1 protein-coding gene is annotated in these 250 nt (G+C 56.8%); it reads right to left on the bottom strand.

What is annotated here, in order from left to right:
- The coding region (tnpB, locus tag C5L12_RS29335) for an IS66 family insertion sequence element accessory protein TnpB (RefSeq protein ID WP_425350836.1) at window positions 1-145 on the bottom strand (145 nt) is incomplete at its 3' end.
- Window positions 146-250: the final 105 nt, after the last annotated feature.

The raw sequence follows: 250 nt of genomic DNA, 5'->3' as shown, positions 1-250 counted from the left end.
GGGCATGGTTGAGCTGCACCCGGTTATGGCCGATCCGTGGCCAACAGAACTGGGCCTTCTCCAGCCGCTTCGAGTAGAGGCAGACGCCTGATCCATCCCACCACACGATCTTGACCCGATCGGCACAGTGCGCTTCATAATGCATCCCTCCATCAAATTCCGGGCAACCGGACGACTTTATCGTATTGATAATCTTCATAAAACTTGGGGCGCCGATCGACGACACCCTGCACCCCTATCCGGACGGCTT

Source organism: Neorhizobium huautlense (assembly GCF_002968575.1).
GTDB classification, from domain to species: Bacteria; Pseudomonadota; Alphaproteobacteria; order Rhizobiales; family Rhizobiaceae; genus Neorhizobium; species Neorhizobium huautlense.
This window is presented reverse-complemented; position numbering and strand designations above follow the sequence as displayed.